The organism is Pseudomonas sp. B21-021, from assembly GCF_024749205.1.
GTDB classification, from domain to species: Bacteria; Pseudomonadota; Gammaproteobacteria; order Pseudomonadales; family Pseudomonadaceae; genus Aquipseudomonas; species Aquipseudomonas paraglycinae.
The window spans coordinates 1,920,542-1,940,271 of sequence record NZ_CP087192.1 but is presented as its reverse complement, the minus strand read 5'-3'; the positions used below and the strand labels follow the sequence as shown (position 1 = coordinate 1,940,271).

Sequence of the window (19,730 nt, the reverse complement as noted above, 5' to 3'; positions counted from 1 at the left end):
TCATCAATGAGCCCCAAACGTCCTATCCGAACGAAAACAGATACAGCGGATTCCACGCCTGTCGTGCGAGACACCACGCCGGACATTTCAACGCCGCCTCGACTGATGCCCGACACACTGATCGATCCGACCTTGACCCACCCGGCCTGGCAATTGCCTGTGCCACCCGTTACCCGTCAACAGATGATCGAAGTCTACGATCTCCCTGCCGAGACACATGTCCGGAACGTCACCGCGCAACGACCGATCGGCAGCTATTTTCTCGCCCCCGGACTGGTCAACAGATTGCCGCCTGCCGATCCTCGGGACGGCACGCGCACAGCGGGACGTTATACCTACGTCGACCTTGTCGAAGGGGGGACGGTGCAGATCGGCCCCGATGCACAGAATGGGTTGAGGGCCCGGTTATCCAGTGAACTCCTGGCATCCGGACCACTGCTGGAAAGGGTTGAGGGTACGCTTGTGTGGCGTCCGCTCCCTGCGCAAAACGCGCCGGATGCCGACATCTCGCAGCTGTCCATGACACGTCACCGATTGCCGGATGACGAACCGTCGGTCGTACCGCCCAAACGTCAGCGCACCGATGAAACGCTGGATCCGTGGAGCAATTGGGCCATCGACCCGCAACATGCCACCACCGGTGACATTCGCGTCGACGGTATCCAGTACAAAGTCATTCCGCGAGGCGATGCGAGCGATCCGATCGTCTACATCAAGAACCCGAGTCATCTGATCTACGACTTCGACTTGCTGGACCGCACGCTCAGAATGGAACCACAGGAACAGCCGCGGGGCGCCATCCAGGTACCGCCTGCTCATGACTGGCAAATCGATCCGACGCTGCCGTTCGAACGTCCACTGACGAAATACATCAGCCAATACTTTCCGGAGCTATCGACGACCTCGCTGGAGAGTGTCGCCTTTCACCAGTTCGTGCTGGCAAATGGTTCCGACACGGCGACCGGATCGGGGCTGACCCTTCTGCGCCAGACATTCAATGACTGGCAGACCGGAAACCGCCATCCCCGTCCGCAACTGGCCGATCCGCTGCTGATGCTGCCGATTCTCCCGACGTCGGGCAATGGGGCGGTTCGCATCATCGAATTGCCGACGCCGACATCGGACGGTCCGCTGCAGCGACTGGATTTCGATCCGGCACTGTTTCGCCAGGAATGGCTGTATTCCAACACCACGCAATCGGCGCTGGATCTCAAACGTTTCATGGCCACCCTGCTGACCCGCAACGGTTATGCCGTGTTCGATCCAAGCCCGTCCAACTCGTATCCGGCACTGGTGTTCAAGCGCACGGGGCATGACTACGTGTTCTTCATCAGCCTGCATCGCATCCGGGGCCGCAAGATCAACCAGACGCTGAATGTCGATCACAGCAGTGCCAATCTACGTCTGCACATTCAGGTGGGTGCGACAGCGGCGGCGGCCGTTGTTGCAGCAAACGCTGCAAACAAGGTCGTCTGGCTCAGAGGCGGTCCCCAGACACTGGCGAACGCCGACGACACCGTGTTTATCGTGCGCGACGCAAACCCACGGCTGTGATTGCACTCCGCTGAACGACGGGCGAAAAAAAGCCCGCAGTGTGAGCGGGCGAAAGACCAAAGAAGCTATATGCGCAGTCGCTTCCCGGCAGGGGCAGCTGCTTGGGGGTCAGCTGCCCCGATAGGTGGAATAGCTGTAAGGCGAGATCAGCAACGGTACGTGGTAGTGATCCTGTTCGGCAGAAATGCCGAACCGCAGCACGACCACGTCCAGGAATGCCGGCTCCGGCAACTGGACGCCACGGGCGCGGTAGTAATCGCCGGCGTGGAATTGAACCTGATAGACACCGGTACGGTAGTCATCGCCTTGCAGCAGCGGCGCATCGACCCGGCCATCGCTGTTGGTAAGCGCACTGGCGACCAATTCCAGGTGCGAACCTTCAACGCGGTACAGCTCGACCTTGATCGAGCTGCCCGGGCAACCGTGTGCAGCGTCCAAAACGTGTGTTGTCAAACGTCCCATTGATTCTGCGCGCCTGCCTGCGTGGAGCAGTCAGACTTCGCGCCTCCCGAAGTCAGTTGAAAAGGAGACCGCACCGTTTCGGAGCACGAAAAGCTGCGGCGAGCGATTGATTAAGACACTTTTCAAAAAAATTGTACACAATAAAAACGACATTTTTGCTGCTACCCCCGCCATCCTTCGATTTCACGGTGATTTGCCTCGTAACCTCGCATTCATTGAACCCCCAATCCATTAGCTGACTGGTCAGGCAGGTTTCTTGCAGGTTCACGCCATTAACAGCAAAAGATGACAGCCGGTGAAAAATGCGAAAATTCAGGCTTACAAATTGAGAATAAAGTTGTATACAATCAGCCCATCGCTGTGACGCCAGCCTGCCATCCAAACTTCAGGGCGCCACACAATCTGTCAACGAATAAGAAGGAAGACTGCAGTGAGCGCTGACTACCCACGCGACCTGATCGGTTACGGCAGTAACCCTCCTCACCCACACTGGCCGGGCAATGCCCGGATCGCCCTGTCGTTCGTACTCAATTACGAAGAAGGCGGCGAGCGCAACATTCTGCACGGCGACAAAGAATCCGAAGCCTTCCTCTCGGAAATGGTCGCGGCCCAGCCTCTGCAAGGCGCGCGCAACATGAGCATGGAATCGCTTTACGAGTATGGCAGCCGTGCCGGCGTCTGGCGGATCCTGAAACTGTTCAAGGAATTCGACATTCCGCTGACCATCTTCGCTGTGGCCATGGCCGCCCAGCGCCACCCGGACGTAATCCGCGCCATGGTCGAGGCCGGTCACGAGATCTGCAGCCACGGCTACCGCTGGATCGACTACCAGTACATGGACGAAGCGCAGGAACGCGAGCACATGCTCGAAGCGATCCGCATCCTCACCGAACTCACCGGCGAGCGCCCGCTGGGCTGGTACACCGGTCGCACCGGCCCGAATACCCGTCGCCTGGTGATGGAAGAAGGCGGTTTCCTCTACGACTGCGACACCTACGACGACGACCTGCCCTACTGGGAACCGAACAACCCGACCGGCAAGCCGCACCTGGTGATCCCGTACACCCTGGACACCAACGACATGCGCTTCACCCAGGTCCAGGGTTTCAACAAGGGCGACGATTTCTTCGAATACCTCAAAGATGCGTTCGACGTGCTTTATGCCGAAGGCGCCGAAGCACCGAAGATGCTGTCGATCGGTCTGCACTGCCGTCTGGTGGGCCGTCCGGCGCGTCTGGCTTCGCTCAAGCGCTTTATCGAATACGCTAAAAGTCATGAACAGGTGTGGTTCAGCCGTCGCGTCGACATCGCGCGTCACTGGCACGAAACCCACCCGTACCAAGGGGCTGCCAAATGAGCACCTTTCAAACCCTGAAACCGTCGACCCTGAGCCGCGACGCCTTCGTCAAAGCCTTCGCCGACATCTACGAGCATTCGCCATGGGTGGCCGAGAAGGCCTTCGAACTGGGCCAGGACGCGTCGATCGACCAGATCGAAACCCTGCACCAGCGCATGAGCGACATCCTGTTGAGCGCCGATCACGCCAGCCAGCTGGCACTGATCAACGCTCACCCGGACCTGGCCGGCAAAGCTGCCGTCCAGGGCGAGTTGACCGAAGCCAGCACCAATGAACAGGCTGGCGCCGGTATTCACCAATGCACGGCCGAAGAGTTCCAGCGCTTCACCGAGCTGAACGACGCCTACAAAGCCAAGTTCAAGTTTCCCTTCATCATGGCGGTAAAAGGCAGCAACCGGCATCAGATCCTCGCAGCGTTCGAAACGCGCATTCACAACCCGGTCGACACCGAGTTCAAATGCGCGCTGGCGGAGATCAACAAGATCGCCCTGTTCCGATTACTGACTCTCTAGCAAGCCTGGCCCGAGTGCATCAAACGCGGAGAGCACCCAGGGCCCTGCAAGCATCCCAAGCCACTTATTTAAAGGCAGACAAGAAGAATGAAAGCTTACGCCGTACCTTTCGAGAAGTTCGTCAACCTGGCCGATGCCCGCCTGGGCACCAAAATCATCTCGGTCACCGATGACTGGTTCGCAGACGCCAATCGTCTGTTTCAGCCGACCCCGGCCGTGTGGAAGGAGGGCGTGTTCGATGACAACGGCAAGTGGATGGACGGCTGGGAGTCCCGCCGCAAGCGCTTCGAAGGCTACGACAGCGCGGTGATCCGCCTGGGCGTACCGGGTTCGATCAAAGGCGTGGACATCGACACTTCATTCTTCACCGGCAACTTCCCGCCATCGGCCTCGCTGGAAGCCTGCTTCCTGGCGTCGGGCGAGCCGGACGAAAACACCCAGTGGACTGAAGTGCTGTCGGCCGTCGAGCTGCAGGGCAACAGCCACCACTACCACGAAATCAGCAACGACAAGGCATTCAGCCACCTGCGCTTCAACATCTACCCGGATGGCGGCGTGGCCCGTCTGCGCGTGTACGGCATTCCGTTCCGCGACTGGTCGGCTGTTGGCGACAACGAGCAAGTCGACCTGGCTGCAGCCCTCAACGGTGGCCGCGCCCTCGCCTGCTCCGACGAACACTTCGGCCGCATGAGCAACATCCTCAACCCGGGCCGTGGCATCAACATGGGCGACGGCTGGGAAACCGCACGTCGTCGCACGCCAGGCAATGACTGGGTGATCGTCGCGCTGGGCCACCCGGGCGAGATCGAAAAAATCATCGTCGACACCCTGCACTTCAAGGGCAACTACCCGGACACCTGCTCGATCCAGGGCGCGTTCGTCAAGGGCGGCACCGACAGCCAGATCGAAACCCAGTCGCTGTTCTGGCGCGAACTGCTGCCAAGCCAGAAGCTGGAAATGCACGCCGAACACACCTTCGTCGAGCAGATCAAGGCGCTGGGCCCGATCACCCACATCCGTCTGAACGTGTTCCCGGATGGTGGTGTGAGCCGCCTGCGCGTATTGGGCAAGGTCGCTAAATAAGCGCTGAACCCGATCGCCAGCAGGCTGGCTCCCACAAGGGAATGTATTCCAGATGTGGGAGCTGGCCTGCCAGCGATAGCAACAGAACCAACAACACAGAATTCGGAAAAGAACAGCATGCGCACACTGACGATTGAACCGCTGACCAAAGAAGCCTTCGCCCCTTTCGGTGACGTGATCGAAACCGACGGCAGCGATCACTTCATGATCAACAACGGTTCGACCATGCGCTTCCACAAACTGGCGACGGTCGAAACCGCTACGCCTGAGGACAACGCGATCATCAGCATCTTCCGCGCCGACGCGCAAGACATGCCGCTGACCGTCAGCATGCTGGAACGCCATCCGCTGGGCAGCCAGGCTTTCATTCCGCTGCTCGGCAACCCCTTTCTGATCGTGGTCGCGCCACTTGGCGATGTACCTGTATCAGGCTTGGTCCGCGCCTTCGTCACCAACGGCAGGCAGGGCATCAATTACCATCGCGGCGTCTGGCACCACCCGGTGCTGACGATCGAAAAGCGGGATGACTTCCTGGTGGTTGATCGCAGTGGCACAGGCAATAACTGCGATGAGCATTTTTTCAAAGAGGATGAGCGTTTGATCCTCGCCCCCCACCAATAAGAGAAGGTCCGATCACTCGACAACAAGAGTGACGGGCGAGAGGTAAAGACTGTGGAAGCACATCTGTTGGAATGGCTGAACCTGAGCGTGCGCTGGGTTCACATGATCACTGGCGTGGCCTGGATCGGCGCGTCGTTCTACTTCGTCTGGCTGGAGAACAACCTCAACCGCGTCAACCCGAAAACCGGTCTTGCCGGTGATCTGTGGGCGATCCACGGCGGCGGTATCTATCACCTGGAAAAATACAAACTGGCCCCTCCGTCGATGCCGGAGAACCTGCACTGGTTCAAATGGGAAGCCTATTTCACCTGGATGTCGGGTATCGCGCTGCTATGCGTGGTGTTCTACTCCAACCCCGTGCTCTACCTCGTGGCACCCGGCAGCGGCCTGACCGGCCCTGAAGGCGTGGCCATCGGCATCGGTTCGCTGATCGCCGGCTGGTTCATCTACGACTTCCTCTGCGATTCGCCCCTCGGCAAAAAACCTGCCCTGCTCGGCTTCATCCTGTTCGTGCTGATCATCGGCGCGGCGTATGGCTTCAGCAAGGTGTTCAGCGGTCGTGGTGCGTACCTGCACGTCGGCGCGATCATCGGCACCATCATGGTCGGCAACGTGTTCCGCATCATCATGCCGGCGCAGCGCGCACTGGTTGCCGCGATCGCCGAGAACCGCACGCCGGATCCGGCGCTGCCGGCCAAAGGCCTGCTGCGTTCGCGTCACAACAACTACTTCACCCTGCCGGTGCTGTTCATCATGATCAGCAACCACTTCCCGAGCACTTACGGCAGCCAGTACAACTGGCTGATCCTGGCCGGGATCGCGGTGTTGGCGGTGTTGGTGCGTCACTACTTCAACACCCGTCACGACAGCCACAAGTTTGCCTGGACCCTGCCAGTGGCAGCGGTAGGCATGATCAGTCTGGCGTACGTCACCGGCCCTGCGCCGATGTCGACCGCTCCGGACGTGGCCAAGGCGCCTGCGAAAATCGAGTACCAGCCGTTGCCGGAAACGGCTTTGGGTGGTGGCGCGAAACCGGCTGAAGCTGCACAACCGGCAGCTCCTGCTGCACCGGCCGCTGCTCCGGCTCAGGCGTCCAACGCCGGTCCTGCGTTCGACAAGGTGCACAACGTGATCCAGGAACGCTGCGCGGTCTGCCATTCGGCCAAACCGACCAGCCCGCTGTTCAGCGCTGCACCGGCCGGTGTGATGTTCGACACCCCCGAGCAGATCCGCCAGAACGCGGCACGGATCCAGGCGCAAGCCATCACCACGCAGATCATGCCACTGGGCAACATCACACAGATGACCCAGCAGGAACGTGACCTGATCGGTGCATGGATCGCCCAGGGAGCCCAGACCAACTAAGCAGTAAAAGCATCGCTGGCAAGCCAGCTTCCACAGGGTTTTGCACTGCCTGTGTGGGAGCTGGCTTGCCAGCGATTAGCCGCAACGCGGTTTACCTGATGCAAAGAAACAGCTGTGAGCAACCCGGCAGCTGTTAATCACAAGAATAAAAAAGATCCGAGGTGTTGCATGTCCGAGCTGTCCAAAGCGCGCATCCCCGACGCACCCGCCATTCAGCGTTTGCCCCTTTTGCAACTGATCCTGGTCGGTTTGCAACATGTACTGCTGATGTACGGCGGCGCCATCGCGGTACCGCTGATCATTGGACAGGCCGCTGGCCTGAGTCGTGAAGAAATCGCCTTCCTGATCAACGCCGACCTGCTGGTCGCTGGCATCGCCACCATCGTGCAATCTCTGGGCATCGGCCCGATGGGCATTCGCATGCCGGTGATGATGGGCGCCAGTTTCGCCGCCGTCGGCAGCATGGTCGCCATGGCCGGCATGCCCGGCATCGGTCTGCAGGGAATCTTCGGCGCAACTATCGCCGCCGGGTTCTTCGGCATGATCATCGCGCCGTTCATGTCCAAGGTCGTACGCTTCTTCCCGCCTCTGGTGACCGGCACGGTCATCACCTCGATCGGTTTGTCGCTGTTCCCCGTGGCCGTGAACTGGGCCGGTGGCGGCGCTGGTGCTGCTCAATTCGGTTCACCGATTTACCTGGCCATCGCCGCACTGGTGCTGACCACCATTCTGTTGATCCACCGCTTCATGCGCGGTTTCTGGGTCAACATTTCCGTGCTGATCGGCATGTGCCTGGGCTACGTGCTCTGCGGCGCCATCGGCATGGTCGACCTGAGCGGCATGGCCAACGCGCCGTGGGTTCAGTTCGTCACCCCGCTGCATTTCGGCATGCCGAAGTTCGAACTGGCACCGATCCTGTCGATGTGCCTGGTGGTGGTGATCATCTTCGTCGAGTCCACCGGGATGTTCCTCGCGCTGGGCAAGATCACCGGCCAGGAAGTCTGCCCGCGCATGCTGCGTCGCGGCCTGCTGTGTGATGCCGGCGCATCGTTCGTTGCCGGCTTCTTCAACACCTTCACCCACTCCTCCTTCGCGCAGAACATCGGCCTGGTGCAGATGACCGGCGTGCGCTGCCGCTCGGTGACCATCGTCGCCGGCGGTCTGCTGATCGTCCTGAGCCTGTTGCCGAAAGCAGCGTTCCTGGTGGCGTCGATTCCACCGGCAGTGCTGGGTGGCGCGGCGATTGCGATGTTCGGCATGGTGGCGGCGACCGGCATCAAGATCCTGCAGGAAGCCGACATCGGCGACCGCCGCAATCAATTGCTGGTAGCCGTGAGCATCGGCATGGGCCTGATCCCGGTGGTGCGCCCGGAGTTCTTCGCCCACCTGCCATTGTGGATGAGCCCGATCACCCACAGCGGGATCGCCATGGCCACCCTCAGCGCGCTGACGCTGAACCTGTTGTTCAACATTCTCGGCGGCGCCGAACGCGCCGCGATCAACGACTGCCACGCACACCCGCACTGATCCGAAGAGTAAAAAAGGGGGTTCGCCAAAGCCTGCCCCCTCGCGACAGCTTTGCCTCAAACAATAAAAACAAGAGGGAGCAACAGATGATCCGGACTCAAACCAACGTGTTGTTGAGCGGCGGCCTGCTGGCCGCATCGCAAGCCATGGCCGGCGATTTATTGCTGTGGCAGACCAACAGCCTGAGCTACCTGTACGGCAAGAACTTCGCGATCAACCCGTCGATCCAGCAGACGGTGACGTTCGAGCACGCCGACAAGTGGAAGTACGGCGACAACTTCCTGTTCGTCGACAAGATCTTCTACAACGGCCAGGAAGACCGCAACAAAGGCCCCCACGCGTTCTACGGCGAATTCAGCCCGCGCCTGTCGTTCGGCAAGATCTTCGACAGGAAGCTGGAGTTCGGCCCGATCAAGGACGTGCTGCTGGCCATGACCTACGAGTACGGCGAAGGCGACAGCGAGGCCTATCTGATCGGCCCCGGCTTCGACCTCAAGGTGCCGGGTTTCAACTATTTCACCCTGAATTTCTATCGCCGCCAGACCGAAGGGCCGCGCCCCGGCGACGGCGTCTGGCAGATCACTCCCGGCTGGTCCTACAGCATTCCCGTGGGCAATTCCGACCTGCTGATCGACGGCTATCTGGACTGGGTGGTCGACAACGACCAGAACTCACGCGGCACCTATCACGCCAACCTGCACATCAACCCGCAGATCAAATACGACCTGGGCAAAGCCCTCGGCTGGGGTGAAAAGCAGGTGTACGTCGGCACCGAATACAGCTACTGGAAAAACAAATACGGGGTCGAAAGCACCCACAGTTTCGACACCAACCAGAACACCGCCAGCCTGCTGGTGAAGGTGCACTTCTAAGATGACCCGCAACCGTGCCCCCTACCTGTCGTCGGTGCTCTGTTGCGGGGCACTTGAGGCCTGGCCGTTGAGTCAGTATTCTCCGCGGCCTCCTGAATTCGGTCTAAAAAAAAGCCCGAATTTAATTCCTGACCGAAAAGCCAACTTATCCCGGCCGCGGTCAGAACCGAGGCATCCCGAAAACACGCTCAATCGACTGTTTTTCAGCAGCCGACGGGCGTTTTTTTGCTTTTCGAAAAGCCTTGGCTCAGCTCTTGCTAACAGCATCAAAGCTGACCGAATGGATGAATTTTGCAGCAACGAAAAAAGGCGCCACACCAGAGCGCCGACTCAAAAAAATAAACGTGGAACACCTACTTTGGGAGCAACCGAATGAAACGTATGTGCACCAGCCTGATGCTTGCGGGATCGCTGCTGGCAGGGGGTCAGGCCATGGCCGACGGCCTGCTGCAATGGCAGAACAACAGCCTGACCTACCTCTATGGCAAAGACTTCAAGGTCAACCCGGCCATCCAGCAGACCGTGACCTTCGAGCACGCCGATGCGTGGAAGTACGGGGACAACTTCTTCTTCCTCGACAAGATCTTCTACAACGGTGACAAGGACTTCAACAACGGTCCGAACACCTACTACGGCGAGTTCCAGCCACGCATCTCGCTGGGCAAGGTGCTCGACCAGAAGATCGAGTTCGGCCCGATCAAGGACGTCCTGCTGGCGATGACCTACGAGTTCGGCGAGGGTGACACCGAGTCCTACCTGATCGGCCCGGGCTTCGACCTGGCCATTCCGGGCTTCGACTACTTCCAGCTGAACTTCTACCAGCGTCACACCGAAGGCTCGCGTCCTGGTGACAACGTCTGGCAGATCACACCAGTGTGGTCCTACACCATTCCGGTGGGCGACTCGAACATCCTGATCGACGGCTACATGGACTGGGTGGTCGACAACGACGTCAACAGCAGAGGCGAATACCACGCCAATCTGCACTTCAACCCACAGGTCAAATACGACCTGGGCAAGGCGCTGAATTTCGGCGAGAAGCAGTTGTACGTCGGTGTTGAATACGACTACTGGAAAGACAAGTACGGTATCGACGACACCAAGGCCTTCACCACCAATCAGAACGTGACCAGCTTCCTGGTGAAGTTCCACTTCTGATCCGGCGGCGTCCTTACGGACGCCTTCGCGAGCAAGCTCGCTCCCACATTCGGTTTGTGTCGTTCACAAAACCAATGTGGGAGCGGGCTTGCTCGCGAATGGCGGCACCCCAAATCTCAAGCGGGAGCCACCGCCTCGTTAATCCCCAAAAACCGGCACAGTTCATCGCGCTTGGCCAGGGCATCGCGCCGCCCGAGGTCGATCAATTCGCTGCAATACCCCGCCTCGAACAGCAAGTAACTCAATACCCCTGCCCCGCTCGTCTTGGTCGCTCCCGGCCCACGCAGAAACAACCGCAACGCCGCCGGCAGTTCCTGGCGATGCCGCGCCGCGATTTCATCGATCGGCTGACTCGGCGAGATCACCAGCACTTCCACCGGCGCCACCCCCAGCGCACGGGTCGGCGTGCCTTCGGGCATCAGATGACTGAACTGGTTCAGACGCTGAAGCAACTCGATATCGCTTTCCAGGCTATCAATGAACGTACTGTTGAGCATGTGCCCGCCGATCTGCGCCAGCGTCGGCTGCTGCCCGGTGTAGGTGCGTTCCAGCGGTTGCGCCGGATCGAAACCACGCGGGTTGCCGCTGACGCCCACCACCAGCACCCGACTCGCGCCCAGGTGCAGTGCCGGGCTGATCGGTGCCGACTGCCGCACCGCGCCATCACCGAAATATTCATCGCCGATCTTCACCGGCGCGAACAACAGCGGGATCGCCGAACTGGCCAGCAAGTGCTCCACCGACAACTGCGTCGGCACACCGATGCGCCGATGACGCAGCCAGGAATCGATGGTGCCGCCGCCCTGATAGAAAGTCACGGCTTGCCCCGACTCGTAACCAAACGCCGTCACTGCCACCGCATGCAACTGCTTGCGCGCGATAGACTCGGCGATGCCGGGCATGTGCAGTTTTTCGTTGAGAAGATGACGCAGCGGCGAACTGTTGAGCAGCGCCACCGGCATTTGCCGGCCCATGCCCAACAGGCTGTGACTGACGAAACGGCTGGCCTGGCGGATCACCCCCGGCCAGTCGCTGCGCAACACGCGATGGCTGCGAAAGCCTTGCCAGAACAGCGTCAGGCGTTCGATGGCCGCGCGAAAATCCGTAGCACCGCTGGCCAGGCTGACCGCGTTGATCGCCCCGGCCGAGGTGCCGACAATCACCGGAAACGGATTGTCCGCCCCCAATGGCAGCAATTCGGCAATCGCCGCCAGCACCCCCACCTGATACGCCGCCCGAGCCCCGCCGCCGGAAAGAATCAAACCTGTGACCGGTTCAGCTGGGCTCATCGCAACGCTCCGTGGTGCTTATGGGGATGGGTCAAATCAACCGCGTTTGGCGTACAGCTTCGGCTCGCCCGGTGGCCGGCTCTTGAAGCGCCGGTGTGCCCACAGGTATTGCTCGGGGCACTCCCGCAACACGCCTTCGACCCACTGATTGATGCGGATGCAATCTTCTTCTTCGGTCTCACCCGGGAAACCTTCCAGCGGCGGATGAATCACCAGACGATAACCGCTGCCGTCGGCTAGACGCTCCTGGGTGAACGGCACCACCAGTGCCTTGCCCAGACGGGCGAACTTGCTGGTGGCGGTGACGGTCGCGGCCTGAATGCCGAACAGCGGCACGAAGATGCTTTGCTTGGCGCCATAGTCCTGATCCGGCGCGTACCAGATCGCCCGGCCTGCGCGCAGCAATTTGAGCATGCCGCGCACGTCGTCACGTTCCACCGCCAGGGAATCGAGGTTGTGCCGCTCGCGGCCCTGACGCTGGACGAAGTCGAACAGCGGGTTCTTGTGTTCGCGGTACATGCCGTCGATGGTGTGCTGCTGGCCGAGCAGCGCCGCGCCGATTTCCAGGGTGGTGAAATGCACCGCCATCAGAATCACGCCCTTGCCTTCGCGCTGGGCCTTCTGCAAATGCTCAAGACCTTCGACGTGAGCCAGTTTCGCCAGGCGCTGACGCGACCACCACCAGCTCATCGCCATTTCAAAAAAGGCGATGCCGGTGGAGGCAAAGTTTTCCTTGAGCAGGCGCTTGCGTTCGGCGGCGGACTTTTCCGGGAAACACAGTTCCAGATTGCGCTTGGCAATGCGCCGCCGGTCGCCGGCGAAGCGATACATCAAGGCACCAAGAAAACGACCGATGGCCAGCAAGGCCGGATACGGCAGCTGCACGATCAGCCACAACAGCCCGAGGCCGCACCAGAGCGGCCAGAAGCGTGGGGCAAGAAATGCTTTTCGAAAACGCGGGCGATCCATTAAAGCTTCCGTAAATACAGTGGCCGCGCATTCTACATCGTTCGACCCGGCTTGCGGCCTGCGGGCGTTCTCGTTATAAGTCTCGGCACTTTTAGTGACAAGCCGTTGTATGCCGACATGAGCCAAACCGAACCGAAAGACCAAGATCCCGTGTTCCAGCTGAAGGGCAGCATGCTCGCCATTACAGTGCTGGAGCTGTCCCGCAACGACCTGGACAGCCTCGATCGGCAATTGGCCGCCAAAGTCGCCCAGGCACCGAATTTCTTCAGCAACGCGCCGCTGGTTCTGGCGCTGGACAAACTGCCGCCAAGTGAAGGCGCTGTCGACCTGCCGGGTCTGATGCGCGTGTGCCGTCAGCACGGCCTGCGCACCCTGGCGATCCGCGCCAGCCGCATCGAAGACATCGCCGCTGCCATCGCCATCGACATCCCGGTGCTGCCGCCATCCGGCGCCCGTGAGCGGCCGCTGGAAAGCGCCGAACCCGTCGCCCCGAAGAAGCCGGAAAAGCCGCCGGAGCCAACCGTCAAACCGACCCGCGTCATCACCACGCCAGTACGTGGTGGCCAACAGATATATGCGCAAGGTGGCGATCTGGTGGTGGTTTCCTCGGTCAGTCCGGGGGCGGAACTTCTCGCCGATGGCAACATCCATGTATACGGCCCGATGCGCGGTCGTGCGCTGGCCGGGGTCAAGGGCGACACCAAGGCGCGGATTTTCTGTCAGCAATTGAGCGCTGAACTGATCTCCATCGCAGGCCATTACAAGGTTTCCGAGGACCTGCGTCGCGATCCGATGTGGGGTTCGGGCGTACAGGTCAGCCTGTCGGGCGACGTGTTGAACATCATTCGGCTTTAACGGATACTGCCGCATTTTCCAAGCATCTCTAAAACGTAGCGAAAACGGCTCAAACGAAGTAGGAAAAAGGCCAAAAGCCGAATTCCAGCCAAGGCTGTCCGACTGCAGTAGTTTTCTAGAGATGTTTTTCAGGGGCTGAACAGTCCTTCTTCCTTAGGGGTGAAACACCTTGGCCAAGATTCTCGTGGTTACATCCGGCAAGGGTGGTGTGGGTAAGACCACCACCAGCGCCGCTATCGGTACCGGCCTCGCTCTGCGCGGCCACAAAACAGTGATCGTCGACTTCGACGTGGGCTTGCGTAACCTTGACCTGATCATGGGTTGCGAGCGCCGCGTGGTGTATGACTTCGTCAACGTGGTCAACGGCGAAGCCAACCTGCAACAGGCCCTGATCAAAGACAAGCGCCTGGAAAACCTCTATGTACTGGCCGCCAGCCAGACCCGCGACAAAGACGCACTGACCGTCGAAGGCGTGGAAAAAGTCCTGATGGAGCTCAAGGAACAATTCGAGTTCGTGGTCTGCGACTCCCCGGCGGGTATCGAAAAAGGCGCCCACCTGGCCATGTACTTCGCTGACGAAGCGATCGTCGTGACCAACCCGGAAGTGTCCTCGGTACGTGACTCGGACCGCATGCTCGGCCTGCTGGCCAGCAAGTCCCGTCGCGCCGAACGCGGCGAAGAGCCGATCCAGGAACACCTGCTGATCACCCGCTACCACCCGGAGCGCGTAGAGAAAGGCGAAATGCTCGGCGTCGAAGACGTCAAGGAAATCCTCGCCGTACGCCTGCTGGGCGTCATCCCGGAATCCCAGGCCGTACTCAAGGCCTCCAACCAGGGCGTACCTGTGATCCTCGATGATCAGAGCGACGCCGGCCAGGCCTACAGCGATACCGTTGATCGCCTGCTGGGCAAGGAAAAAGAACACCGGTTCCTGAATGTCGAGAAGAAGGGATTCTTCGAGCGTCTGTTTGGAGGTAGGTAATGAACCTTTTTGACTTCTTTCGTGCCAACAAAAAGCCAAGTACCGCCTCGGTCGCGAAAGAGCGTCTACAGATCATCGTGGCGCATGAACGCGGCCAGCGCAGCACCCCTGACTACCTGCCATCCTTGCAGAAGGAACTGGTGGAAGTGATCCGCAAATACGTCAACATCGGCAACGACGACGTACACGTGGCACTGGAGAGCCAGGGCAGCTGCTCGATTCTGGAACTCAACATCACCCTGCCAGACCGCTGAGTCGATCCGGCAGGAACGACGGCGGCTCAGGGCCCTTCCGACACCGGAGGGGCCCTGAGCCGCCGTTGGCATTTGTTACGAGGCTGTTTTAATGCCGTTGTCCAACGTCCAAATCATTCATCAGGACGCCGCCGTTCTGGTGGTGAACAAACCCACCCTGTTGCTCTCCGTGCCCGGCCGGGCCGACGACAACAAGGACTGCCTGATCACCCGCCTGCAGGAAAACGGCTATCCGGAAGCGCGTATCGTCCATCGCCTGGACTGGGAAACGTCGGGGATCATTCTGCTGGCCCGTGACGCCGACACCCATCGCGAACTGTCACGCCAGTTTCACGACCGTGAAACAGAGAAAGCCTACACTGCGCTCTGCTGGGGTCAGCCGGAACTGGACAGCGGCAGCATCGACCTGCCCTTGCGCTACGACCCGCCGACCAAACCGCGTCACGTGGTCGATCACGAACTCGGCAAACACGCCCTGACCTTCTGGCGCGTGCTGGAGCGTTGTGGCGATTGGTGCCGCGTCGAGCTCACGCCGATCACCGGCCGGTCGCACCAGTTGCGCGTGCACATGCTGTCGATCGGTCATCCGTTGCTCGGTGACGGCCTCTACGCTCATGAACAAGCCCTCGCCGCCTGGCCTCGTTTGTGCCTGCACGCGAGCATGCTCAGCTTCACGCACCCTCAATCCGGTGAGCGTTTGCGCTTCGAATGTCCGGCGCCTTTCTGACGCGCCACAATGTCCCAAGCATCAGGCCGATGCGTTAAACTCCCGCCCATTGCTGTCTGGAGCTTCTTATGCGCGAAGAGTTGAACCAAGGCCTGATCGACTTCCTCAAGGCCTCCCCTACCCCGTTCCACGCCACCGCCAGCCTTGTTCAACGCCTGGAGGCCGCCGGTTATGTGCGACTCGACGAGCGCGAAACCTGGCACACCGAAGCCAACGGTCGTTACTACGTCACCCGTAACGATTCCTCGATCGTCGCGATCAAGATGGGCCGCAACTCGCCGCTGCACGACGGCATCCGTCTGGTCGGCGCCCACACCGACAGCCCGTGCCTGCGGGTCAAGCCACAGCCTGAACTGCAACGCCAGGGTTTCTGGCAGCTCGGCGTCGAAGTCTACGGCGGCGCGCTGCTGGCGCCGTGGTTCGACCGCGACCTGTCGCTGGCCGGCCGCGTCACCTTCCGCCGCGACGGCAAGGTCGAAAGCCAACTGATCGACTTCAAGGCCCCGATCGCGATCATTCCCAACCTGGCCATTCACCTCAACCGTGAAGCCAACCAGGGCTGGCCGATCAATGCCCAGACCGAACTGCCGCCGATTCTCGCGCAGTTCGCCGGTGACGAGCGCGTGGACTTCCGCGCGGTACTGACCGATCAACTGGCTCGCGAACACGGCCTCAATGCCGACGTGGTGCTGGATTACGAGCTGAGCTTCTACGACACCCAGAGCGCTGCGGTCATCGGCCTGCACGGTGATTTCATCGCCGGCGCGCGTCTCGACAACCTGCTGTCGTGCTACGCCGGCCTGCAAGCCCTGCTGACCGCCGACACCGAAGAAACCTGCGTGCTGGTGTGCAACGACCACGAAGAAGTCGGCTCCTGCTCGGCCTGCGGCGCCGACGGCCCGATGCTGGAACAGACCCTGCGCCGTCTGCTGCCGGAAGGCGACGAATTCGTACGCACCATCCAGAAATCCCTGCTGGTCTCGGCCGACAACGCCCACGGCGTACACCCGAACTACGCCGAGAAACACGACGCCAACCACGGTCCGAAACTCAACGCCGGCCCGGTGATCAAGGTCAACAGCAACCAGCGCTACGCCACCAACAGCGAAACCGCCGGCTTCTTCCGTCACCTGTGCATGGCCGAAGAAGTCCCGGTGCAAAGCTTCGTGGTGCGCAGCGACATGGGCTGCGGCTCGACCATCGGCCCGATCACCGCCAGCCACCTGGGCGTGCGCACGGTCGACATCGGCCTGCCGACCTTCGCCATGCACTCGATCCGCGAACTGTGCGGCAGCCACGACCTGGCGCACCTGGTCAAAGTGCTGAGCGCGTTCTACGCCAGCCGCGAATTGCCGTAGGAAACAGCCGGGATCGCAGCGTGGAGCTGCGATCCTCCGGCCTGTAGAACCGGCTCATTTCTGATACACATCAGCACCGTCCATCGAAAACCCACCTAGACTTGAATCATTCCCTTCGACAAGGCTGTCGCCATGATCTCGATGTCTGCGTTCCACTCCATGCTCATTCCCATCCTGTGCGGAATGATTCTGCTGGCCATCGGCTTCAACTTCCGCGACAAAAACGCCGGTGTGTTCGCCATGTGGATCGGCATGCTGATGATCCTGGCCACCGTGGTCTACAAGATCCTCGCCAAACTCAACGAATAAATCCGCGCCCGGCTCGCATTGAATCTGGCGGGCTCGTACACTCGCCCGATCCGCCCCTTGCGAGGTTGACCGCCTAGTGTTCGCTCGTCTTTTTGCCCTGCCCTGCCTGCTCCTCATCTGCCTGATGACCCTGATGTCGCCGGCACCTGCCGACGCCGCCGGTCTGCCGGGACTGCTCACGGGCTCCGGCAAGGCTCAGCCCGAAGCTCAGGAACCGCTTGGCCAGTCGCTGGACGAAGTCATCAAGTCGCTGGAAAACGACAAGCAACGCGCCCAGTTGCTGAGCGACCTGAAAAAACTCCGCGACGCCACGAAAAAAGCCCAGGCCAGCCCGGAAGAAGGTGTGCTGGGACTGATCGGCGGCACCCTCGCCACTTTCGAAAAACAGTTCACCGGCGCCGACAGCCCGCTCAATCGCTGGTCCGCCGAATTCGACATGGCCCAGGATGAATTGAAAGGCCTGATGCTGCCGGCCAGCGAATGGCTGCCGATCATCTTTGCCTTCGCCGTGATCCTCGCGGTCTGGAGCCTGCTCGCCGCCGCGCTGATCTGGCTCGGCCACCGGGTACGCATGCGCTTCGGCCTGACCGAAGAACTGCCGCAAAATCCCCGGGCCCTCGACATGCTGCGCTTCGCCCTGCGCAAGCTCGGCCCCTGGCTGATCGCGTTGGTGATCACGGTCTACATGAGCTACGCACTACCCTCGTCACTGGGCAAAAGCCTGGCGATGGTGCTGGCTTACGCGCTGGTGGTCGGCACCTGTTTCTCGGCGATCTGCGTGATCGCCTTCTCCGTACTCGACGGCCCGCACCGCCACCGCGCGCTGTACATCCTGCGTCACCAGGCCTTCCGCCCGTTGTGGCTGATCGGCAGCTTCGCCGCCTTCGGTGAAGCTCTGAGCGATCCAAAACTGGTGGCCGCCCTCGGCGTACACCTGGCCCACACCGCCGCCACGGTTGCCAATGTCCTCGCGGCGCTGTCGACCGGCCTGTTCATCCTGCGCTTCCGCCGGCCGATCGCCCACCTGATCCGCAACCAGCCACTGTCCCGCCGCCTGACCCGCCGCGCCCTCAGCGACACCATCGAAATCCTCGGCACCTTCTGGTACATCCCGGCGCTGGTGCTGGTGGGCATCTCCCTGTTCGCCACCTTCGTCTCCGCCGGCGACACCAGCACCGCCCTGCGCCAGTCGCTGATCTGCACCGTGCTGCTGGTGTTGTGCATGGTCATCAACGGCCTCGTCCGCCGCCACGCCCTCAAACCCCAACGCGGGCCGAAACGCCACGCGCTGTATTCCGAGCGCCTGAAAAGCTTCTTCTACACCCTCGCCCATTTGCTGGTGTGGCTGGCCTTCATCGAACTCGGCCTGCGGGTCTGGGGCATGTCGCTGATCGGCTTCACCGAAGGCGAAGGCCACGACGTCAGCGTCAAACTGTTCAGCCTGATCGGCACGCTGATCTTCGCCTGGCTGATCTGGATCCTCAGCGACACCGCCGTCCACCACGCCCTCACCCGCTCCCGCAAAGGCCTGGCCAACGCGCGCGCGCAAACCATGATGCCGCTGATCCGCAACGTACTGTTCGTGGCGATCTTCATCATCGCCCTGATCGTCGCCCTGGCGAACATGGGCATGAACGTCACGCCCCTGCTGGCCGGTGCCGGCGTGATCGGCCTGGCCATCGGCTTCGGCGCCCAGTCGCTCGTAGCGGATCTGATCACCGGCCTGTTCATCATCATCGAAGACTCCCTGGCCATCGACGACTACGTCGACGTCGGCGGCCACCTGGGCACCGTCGAAGGCCTGACCATCCGCACCGTACGCCTGCGGGACATCGACGGCATCGTCCACACCATCCCGTTCAGCGAAATCAAAAGCATCAAAAACTACTCCCGCGAATTCGGCTACGCCATCTTCCGCGTGGCCGTGCCGTTCAACATGAGCATCGACGAAGCCATCAAACTGATGCGCGACGTCGGCCAGAAAATGCGCACCGACCCTCTGCAACGACGCAACATCTGGTCACCACTGGAATTTCAAGGCGTGGAAAGCTTCGAATCCGGCAACGCGATATTGCGCGCAAGATTCAAAACCGCACCGATCAAACAGTGGGAAGTTTCACGGGCGTTCAACCTGTCGCTCAAACGACACCTGGATGAAGCCGGACTGGACCTAGCGACGCCGAGAATGAATGTGCAAGTGATCACCGCAGGCGGTGGTGGCCAAACTCAAGAATAGGGCCACCGTCAAAGTCCTCTTCGCTGGCAAGCCAACTCCCACCACTCAACACGATGAGCGTTAGCTCGAGTACCGCTTTTGACGTGCCGGCCCCATCGGAAGGCTGAGTGGAGGGATTTATCCGGGGGTGGGAGCGCAGCGACCGTGCGGCGCAGCCGCATGCATCGAGAGGAGGTGCAGCGAAGCAAACCGTAGGCGATGCCCCCGGATGAATCCCGGAGCGAAGGGACGCCGAGCCAA

The 19,730-nt window shown here is 60.8% G+C and carries 19 protein-coding genes; 16 read left to right on the top strand and 3 right to left on the bottom strand.

Annotated features, from left to right (window positions below; genetic code table 11):
- Nucleotides 1-6 precede the first annotated feature (6 nt).
- A complete protein-coding gene (locus LOY31_RS08760) occupies nucleotides 7-1,554 on the top strand; it encodes a hypothetical protein (RefSeq protein ID WP_221532951.1) in 1,548 nt (515 codons plus the stop codon).
- A gap of 108 nt (nucleotides 1,555-1,662) precedes the next feature.
- Here the strand turns inward: LOY31_RS08760 and uraH are convergent, their stop codons facing one another.
- Nucleotides 1,663-2,016 (bottom strand): hydroxyisourate hydrolase, encoded by a 354-nt coding sequence (uraH, locus tag LOY31_RS08755; protein WP_011333195.1) that lies wholly within the window; start codon nucleotides 2,014-2,016, stop codon nucleotides 1,663-1,665.
- A gap of 430 nt (nucleotides 2,017-2,446) precedes the next feature.
- On the opposite strand from uraH, the gene puuE reads away from it, so the two are divergent.
- From puuE to LOY31_RS08715, 8 genes are all read left to right on the top strand, one after another.
- Entirely contained in the window at nucleotides 2,447-3,373 is a 927-nt protein-coding gene (puuE, locus tag LOY31_RS08750) for an allantoinase PuuE (RefSeq protein WP_007960032.1), read from the top strand.
- A complete protein-coding gene (uraD, locus tag LOY31_RS08745; protein ID WP_221532950.1) occupies nucleotides 3,370-3,885 on the top strand; it encodes a 2-oxo-4-hydroxy-4-carboxy-5-ureidoimidazoline decarboxylase in 516 nt (171 codons plus the stop codon). The genes puuE and uraD overlap by 4 nt, the downstream gene beginning before the upstream one ends.
- Before the next feature lie 87 nt (nucleotides 3,886-3,972).
- Nucleotides 3,973-4,968: an allantoicase gene (alc, locus tag LOY31_RS08740; RefSeq protein ID WP_007960036.1), complete on the top strand. Its 996-nt coding sequence runs from the start codon at nucleotides 3,973-3,975 to the stop codon at nucleotides 4,966-4,968.
- 117 nt (nucleotides 4,969-5,085) lie between these two features.
- Nucleotides 5,086-5,589, top strand: coding sequence for an ureidoglycolate lyase (locus LOY31_RS08735; protein ID WP_027613342.1), 504 nt, complete (start codon nucleotides 5,086-5,088; stop codon nucleotides 5,587-5,589).
- A 51-nt stretch (nucleotides 5,590-5,640) separates the two neighbouring features.
- Nucleotides 5,641-6,954, top strand: coding sequence for a urate hydroxylase PuuD (locus tag LOY31_RS08730; protein ID WP_064378710.1), 1,314 nt, complete (start codon nucleotides 5,641-5,643; stop codon nucleotides 6,952-6,954).
- A 168-nt stretch (nucleotides 6,955-7,122) separates the two neighbouring features.
- Entirely contained in the window at nucleotides 7,123-8,481 is a 1,359-nt protein-coding gene (locus tag LOY31_RS08725) for a nucleobase:cation symporter-2 family protein (RefSeq protein WP_221532949.1), read from the top strand.
- A gap of 86 nt (nucleotides 8,482-8,567) precedes the next feature.
- Nucleotides 8,568-9,353, top strand: coding sequence for an outer membrane protein OmpK (locus LOY31_RS08720; RefSeq protein WP_011333187.1), 786 nt, complete (start codon nucleotides 8,568-8,570; stop codon nucleotides 9,351-9,353).
- A gap of 372 nt (nucleotides 9,354-9,725) precedes the next feature.
- Nucleotides 9,726-10,511: an outer membrane protein OmpK gene (locus LOY31_RS08715; protein WP_007960057.1), complete on the top strand. Its 786-nt coding sequence runs from the start codon at nucleotides 9,726-9,728 to the stop codon at nucleotides 10,509-10,511.
- A gap of 116 nt (nucleotides 10,512-10,627) precedes the next feature.
- On the opposite strand, the gene LOY31_RS08710 is transcribed toward LOY31_RS08715, so the two are convergent.
- The gene (locus LOY31_RS08710; RefSeq protein ID WP_085608812.1) at nucleotides 10,628-11,800 is read right to left on the bottom strand and encodes a patatin-like phospholipase family protein; all 1,173 of its coding nucleotides are present in this window, start codon (nucleotides 11,798-11,800) and stop codon (nucleotides 10,628-10,630) included.
- Between the two features lie 36 nt (nucleotides 11,801-11,836).
- Entirely contained in the window at nucleotides 11,837-12,769 is a 933-nt protein-coding gene (locus LOY31_RS08705; protein ID WP_007960061.1) for a lipid A biosynthesis lauroyl acyltransferase, read from the bottom strand.
- 117 nt (nucleotides 12,770-12,886) lie between these two features.
- On the opposite strand from LOY31_RS08705, the gene minC reads away from it, so the two are divergent.
- From minC to LOY31_RS08670, 7 genes are all read left to right on the top strand, one after another.
- Nucleotides 12,887-13,624, top strand: coding sequence for a septum site-determining protein MinC (gene minC, locus LOY31_RS08700; RefSeq protein ID WP_011333183.1), 738 nt, complete (start codon nucleotides 12,887-12,889; stop codon nucleotides 13,622-13,624).
- 169 nt (nucleotides 13,625-13,793) lie between these two features.
- Nucleotides 13,794-14,606: a septum site-determining protein MinD gene (gene minD, locus LOY31_RS08695; protein ID WP_007960065.1), complete on the top strand. Its 813-nt coding sequence runs from the start codon at nucleotides 13,794-13,796 to the stop codon at nucleotides 14,604-14,606.
- Nucleotides 14,606-14,860, top strand: a complete 255-nt coding sequence (gene minE, locus LOY31_RS08690) for a cell division topological specificity factor MinE (protein WP_007960071.1) — start codon at nucleotides 14,606-14,608, stop codon at nucleotides 14,858-14,860. Before minD ends, minE begins: the two co-directional genes overlap by 1 nt.
- A gap of 91 nt (nucleotides 14,861-14,951) precedes the next feature.
- The gene (locus LOY31_RS08685; protein WP_007960072.1) at nucleotides 14,952-15,587 is read left to right on the top strand and encodes an RluA family pseudouridine synthase; all 636 of its coding nucleotides are present in this window, start codon (nucleotides 14,952-14,954) and stop codon (nucleotides 15,585-15,587) included.
- 68 nt (nucleotides 15,588-15,655) lie between these two features.
- Entirely contained in the window at nucleotides 15,656-16,945 is a 1,290-nt protein-coding gene (locus LOY31_RS08680) for a M18 family aminopeptidase (protein WP_085608813.1), read from the top strand.
- 132 nt (nucleotides 16,946-17,077) lie between these two features.
- On the top strand, nucleotides 17,078-17,254 hold the full coding sequence (locus LOY31_RS08675; protein ID WP_007960078.1) for a hypothetical protein: 177 nt from the start codon (nucleotides 17,078-17,080) through the stop codon (nucleotides 17,252-17,254).
- 76 nt (nucleotides 17,255-17,330) lie between these two features.
- Nucleotides 17,331-19,490 carry a mechanosensitive ion channel family protein gene (locus tag LOY31_RS08670; RefSeq protein WP_221534147.1) on the top strand — a complete coding sequence of 720 codons (2,160 nt, stop codon included), beginning with the start codon at nucleotides 17,331-17,333 and terminating at the stop codon, nucleotides 19,488-19,490.
- The last annotated feature ends 240 nt before the right edge of the window (nucleotides 19,491-19,730 follow it).